The organism is uncultured Cetobacterium sp., from assembly GCF_947038635.1.
In the GTDB taxonomy this organism is placed as follows: domain Bacteria; phylum Fusobacteriota; class Fusobacteriia; order Fusobacteriales; family Fusobacteriaceae; genus Cetobacterium_A.
On record NZ_CAMQXC010000132.1, the window covers coordinates 1 to 5743 of the forward strand.

Sequence of the window (5743 nt, forward strand, 5' to 3'; positions counted from 1 at the left end):
ATGCCAGCAAGTGTAGAACTTGGAGTTTCTACAGCAAAAACTGGTATGGCTATAGCTTGGGGAGATGCTTGGACTAATATGATTCAACCATTTTGGGCACTCCCTGCTTTAGGTATTGCTAAATTAGGTGCAAAAGATATTATGGGATATGGTGTAATTATAACAATTTATTCTGGTATTATAATTATGTTAGGTCTAACTTTCTTATAAAAAAAAGGTTGCTTTCCAGCAACCTTTTTCATTTTTTATTAATTTTCTCTATAAACAAAAAGACCTGTTAATGTTAATGCCACTGAAACTGCCATATACGTTGGGTTTGATATAGCTGCATAAATAAATATTGATGCTCCACCTATTAGTGCAAGTATTGGTACAACTGGATAAAATGGAACTCTATATGGTCTTTCTAAATTCGGTTCATTTTTTCTTAAAATAAATAATCCTAAAAATACTAAACAATAGAATAACCAGAATAATGCTACTGGAATATCACCAAATACATCTGGATTTCCTGTTATAATCATAGCAGTCAGGAAGAAAACTGATAATAGATACATAGCCACTGAAGAGTTTATAGGTTGTTTATGTTTATCATCTATTTTAGCAAAGAACTCTTTCTTTGGTAAGTGTCCCTCTATAGCTAAAGTATATGGTATTCTTGTTGATGCTAATATCATACCATTTAATCCACCAAATGCTGATATCATAATTCCTAAGAATATAAACTTAGCTCCCATTGGTCCAAATAGCTTTGTTGCTACTCCGAACATTCCAACTTTTACAATCTCCTCTGCTGTAAATACATTTAGTAGTGCTAGGTTTAGTGCTACATAAAATATTGCTATAAATCCTAATCCTAAGATAATTGCTTTAGGTAGATCTTTTTTTACATTTTTTAAATCTCCTGCAATTGTTCCAACATATATCCATCCATCAAAAGCAAACATAATTGGTACTAATGATAGCCCTAATAAAACTAAAGGCGATGAAGATGTAGCTTCTCTTGTAATCTCTGTCATATAAAACATTCCAGATGAGTTATCTCCAGATAAAAATCCAAATATAGTTATTAATAAAAGTGGAACAATTTTAGCTGCTGTAGCTAATGTTTGAATTTTTCCACCAACATTTTTTGTAAATATATTTATTGCAAATAGGAAAGATATAGCCACAAAAGCTGTTCCTCCTAAAAACATTGTATTACTAGGATCTATATTTAAGAAGTTTCCTGTAAATACTGCAAAGTAATATGCAATTAAACCTATTAAAGCTGGAAAATATATTATCAATTGAGCCCATCCAACTAAAAAGGCTATTCTTTTTCCATAAATTTTCTTAATCCAAGCTATCATACCACCTGTTTCAGGTATAGCAGCTCCAACTTCTGCTGCAGTAAGACCTGATAATATTGATATAATACCTCCAAGTACCCAAGCTGCAATGGCAATTTTTGGATTCATATTAGCTGCTACTAAAATTTGACCAGCTTTAAAGAAAATTCCAATTCCAATAACAATTCCTACAACCATTGAAAAAGCTACTGAAAAGCCATATCTTTTTTCTAAATTTTCACTCATTTCTTTTCTCCTTGTTAATGTATTCTATTTTTTTAGTATTTCTTTACTTATTTAAAAGCACTTTTCGATTAAACATTTTAGCATAATTTCCCTTTCAAAACAAGTATTTTTTATTTCTTGCATAAATGGAAAAAGTGGTATATAATTACTTTTGTAAATAAAAGGGGTGAACAAAATAAAAATGTTAGAAAAGAAAAGAACTAATAATAACTCTATAGTGGATTATTCAGCAAAGTTCTACTTATTTCCGCTACTTTTAATTGGTCTTATATTAAGAAGTTTAGATAATCTATTTATTAAGTTAAAATATCAAAGATAAAAAAGAGAGCTCTCGCTCTCTTTTTTTATCTTTGATAGATATTAAATCTATCTGTTATTTTCTTTAATTTATCCAATCTTTCAATACTTTCCTCTTTGTTTTGTTTTCCAAATTTTAGAAGTAAAGCATTTAAAATAATTATACCTGGAACAAAAGTATAAGCTTTTCCTCCATTTTTTGTGGTGATTACTAAATCAGATATATTACCTAATACAGAATCTTTTTTATCAGTCATAGTAATTATTCTATTTCCTTGCTCTTTAAAAAACTCAGTTACTTGACAAGTAAAATTTGTATATGGATGGAATGATATTGTAAATAGCACATCATCTGGGCTTGAATAAAGTAGCTTATCTGTAAAATCAGATGCTCCTGATATCATTAACTCTACATCCTCTCTTAACTCTTTTAACATAAAATATAAGTAGTATGCTAAAGCGTATGATCCTCTTGCTCCTAATATATATAACTTTCTACTAGTTTTTATCATCTCCATAGCTTTTTCTAGTTGTTCTTCTATAGCTACAATATCTATCTCTTCTAAAAGCTCTATGTTTGTAGTTATAATTTCTGATAGGATTCCATCTCCTGACATTGAGTCAATCTCTTCTCTAAACTCTTTCATTTGAGAAGTTGATATCTCTACATCCTTTTGGAAAACTCTTTGAAAATCTGGATAACCTTTAAACCCTAAATTTTTTGAAAATCTTGTTATTGTAGCTGGACTTGTTCCTGTCTCCTTAGCTAGTTCATTTATTGAAATAAATGATACTATACTTTGATTATGTTTTATAAAGTCTACAATCTTTTTAAAACTTTTACTATACGTTGAATAATTCTGCTCTAAATTAGCTAATACCGCCTTTTTCATCTCACACCTCTATATACTTATACGTTTGGATTTAATACAAACTCCGTTAAATCATTTACAAAATTCATAGTTTTCTCATTTTTATCATTTACTGGATTGTATTCTACTATATCTACTGATGTTATAGAGTAATTTTTAAATAAGAATCTAAATGTTTTGAACATCTCTTCTGGAGTAAATCCATTTCTTACTGGTGTACTTACTCCTGGAGCAAACTCTGGATCAACTGAATCCACATCAAAACTTATATGGATATTATCAATCTTTAAGTAGTCTCTTATCTCATCTAAAACGTTGTCTAATCCTTTATGAACAACTTCATCATAAGGAATTACTTTTACTCCTAACTCTTCAATAACGTCTCTTTCTTTTACATCTAAATCTCTTGCTCCTAAAATTACAACATTTTTGCTGTCAATTTTAGCTCCTTCATAGAAACAGTTTACTAAGTCTCTATCTCCAGCTCCTTGTAAAAGTGCTAACGGCATTCCGTGAATATTTCCTGACATTGTTGTCTCATCAGTATTCATATCTCCGTGAGCATCAATCCACACTACCCCAACTTCTTTTTCTAACGCTACCCCTGATATTGATCCAAGTGCTATTGAGTGATCTCCACCTATAGTTATTGGTCTATATCCATCTCTTACTGCTTCGTTTACTGCTGTTGCTAACTTCTCACAAGTGTTAAGTATTGTGTTTTTATATTTTAATGACCATTCATTGAAATTCTCTCTTTGCTTTTCAATATCTATATAAGTCATCTCACCAAATGTATCTGGGAAGTACTCCTCTAAAACCTCTGGTCCAAACTCAATACCTGCTTTATTTGCCCCTAAGTTCATTGGAACAGCAAACATTTTATTTTTCATTTTTTCAGTATATAAGTATACTGCATCCTCTTCATCTATAACTTTAATATACTCTAACTCTGGATCTTCCATTCCTTGAACATGAAGTTTTGCTGCCTTTAAGTTTTGAATATATGTGATTATATCTCTTGTAATTCTTTCTCCTGGATAGATTACTGGAATCCCTGGTGGATATGCCATAATCATCTCAGCACAAATTTTCCCTTCACTTTCTAGGAATTTAATTTTATTATTTTCACTATAGAAAGCCTCTCTAGGGATTAAAATAGATTCTGGTATAGTTGGCATTTTTCCAACTGATTCTCCTATTTTCTTTCCTTTTCCAAAGAATCTCTTACTGATATCTTTTAAAGCATCTAGCAACTTACCTGTACTTACCTCATCATCTCCTAATGTAATTAATCCTAATACATTATAGAAATCTGATAACTCAACTTGAATATTGTAGTCATCAACAAGTAAAGTTTCTAACTCAAATCCAGTTAATCCTAACTCTCTTGCTGATATAGAAAGTTTTGTTTCATCGAAATCATGTATTCCGTATCTTCCTACAATCTCTTTTCCGAAAGAGAAGATTCCTGGAATTTTATTAACTTCTGCTCTTAAATCTCTTGCCAACTTTAATGTTCTTGTTAATAACTCTCTTCCCTCAGTAGCAATCTGTCTTCTAGCACAATCTAACGATGCCATTAACGGATATGAAGGTGATGTTGTATGTAAAATACTTAAAATTTGTTGTATTCTATTTACATCTACTCTTGTTGAGTTTACATGTAACATTGACATTTGTGTCATTGCTCCAATTATTTTATGAGTACTTTGACAGCAAATATCTGCCCCTGCATCTATTGCTGATATTGGTAACTCTTCATGGAAGTGTAAGTGAGCTCCGTGAGCCTCATCAACTATTAAAGGAATATCATAGCTATGAACTATATCTGCAATCTTTTTGATATCAGTTGCCGCTCCATAGTATGTTGGGTTAATGATTAATACAGCTTTTGTATCTGGATGCTGTTTAAGCATATTTTCAACAACTTCTGGTCTAACTCCATGAGCTATTCCTAATTCGTCATCTACTTCAGGATTCATATATACTGGAACTGATCCACTTAATATAATTCCACCAGAAACTGATTTGTGCACATTTCTAGGGACTAATATTTTCTCTCCTGGCTTTACAACAGACATAATCATAGCTTGAATTGCTCCTGATGTTCCATTGACAGCGAAAAAGGTTTTCTTTACTCCATAAGCGTCAGCTGCTAACTCTTGTGCTTCTTTTATACAACTTTTTGGATTGTGTAATCCATCAACCATCTTAAAGATAGTTACATCAATTGAGAAGGGATTAGGTCCCATAAACTCGTAAAACTCTTTATCCATTCCCTTTCCTCTCTTATGCCCTGGAACATGGAAAGGAATTATGTCTCTTTTCGCATATACGTCCTTCAGTGTTGAGAATATAGGTGTTTGATATTGATTTAATTTAGTCATCTTACCTCCTTGTTTAATAAATTTTGTTCTTAAAAATGATATCAAAAAGTTATAAAATAATATATAATTTACATTATTAATTTCTTTTAAAATACGAGATATTGTAGAGCTTTTTGGAAATTAAGTCAACCATTTTTTGAAAGGAACCACAAAATTTATGAAAAAAATTTTAATTTTTGCATCTAACGGCTTTGAAAGCCTCGAATTATCGCCATTTATTGATGTTTTTGGCTGGAATAATATTGTTGGAAATAAAAAAGTTTTCCCCACAATTTGTGCTATTCATGATACCCTTGATGCTACTTGGAATTTAAAAATTATACCTGAAGTTAATCTACTAAAAACTTCTATTGATTTAGACGAATTTCACGCTTTAATAATTCCTGGTGGATTTGGTAAAGCTGGATTCTTTATTGATATTCAATCAGAAACATTAAAATCCTTGTTAAATCATTTTATTTCAAATAAAAAAACTATAATTGGAATATGTACAGGAGCTTTAGCAATTGGAATTCATGGATATTTAAAAAATACTCCCGCTACGACATACCTTTTAGATAATGAAAGATATTTTAAACAATTGGAAAAGTATAATGCTATTCCTATT

6 protein-coding genes are annotated in these 5743 nt (G+C 30.7%); 3 read left to right on the forward strand and 3 right to left on the reverse strand.

The genetic code is table 11. The features are described 5' to 3' along the window. Window positions 1-210, forward strand: a 210-nt coding sequence (locus Q0V08_RS10215) for a TIGR00366 family protein (RefSeq protein ID WP_297434473.1), incomplete at its 5' end; no start/stop codon positions are given. 38 nt (window positions 211-248) lie between these two features. On the opposite strand, the gene Q0V08_RS10220 is transcribed toward Q0V08_RS10215, so the two are convergent. Further along, entirely contained in the window at window positions 249-1577 is a 1329-nt protein-coding gene (locus Q0V08_RS10220; RefSeq protein WP_297434476.1) for an amino acid permease, read from the reverse strand. A gap of 181 nt (window positions 1578-1758) precedes the next feature. Between Q0V08_RS10220 and Q0V08_RS10225 the strand changes: the two genes are divergently transcribed. Next, on the forward strand, window positions 1759-1896 hold the full coding sequence (locus Q0V08_RS10225) for a hypothetical protein (RefSeq protein ID WP_023049622.1): 138 nt from the start codon (window positions 1759-1761) through the stop codon (window positions 1894-1896). Between the two features lie 25 nt (window positions 1897-1921). On the opposite strand, the gene Q0V08_RS10230 is transcribed toward Q0V08_RS10225, so the two are convergent. After that, entirely contained in the window at window positions 1922-2767 is an 846-nt protein-coding gene (locus Q0V08_RS10230) for a MurR/RpiR family transcriptional regulator (protein ID WP_297434479.1), read from the reverse strand. Window positions 2768-2784: 17 nt separating this feature from the next. Beyond that, window positions 2785-5136, reverse strand: a complete 2352-nt coding sequence (locus Q0V08_RS10235) for an aminotransferase class I/II-fold pyridoxal phosphate-dependent enzyme (RefSeq protein ID WP_040405904.1) — start codon at window positions 5134-5136, stop codon at window positions 2785-2787. Window positions 5137-5293: 157 nt separating this feature from the next. Between Q0V08_RS10235 and Q0V08_RS10240 the strand changes: the two genes are divergently transcribed. Continuing rightward, a partial coding sequence (locus Q0V08_RS10240) for a DJ-1/PfpI family protein (protein ID WP_297434482.1) occupies window positions 5294-5743 on the forward strand: 450 nt, incomplete at its 3' end.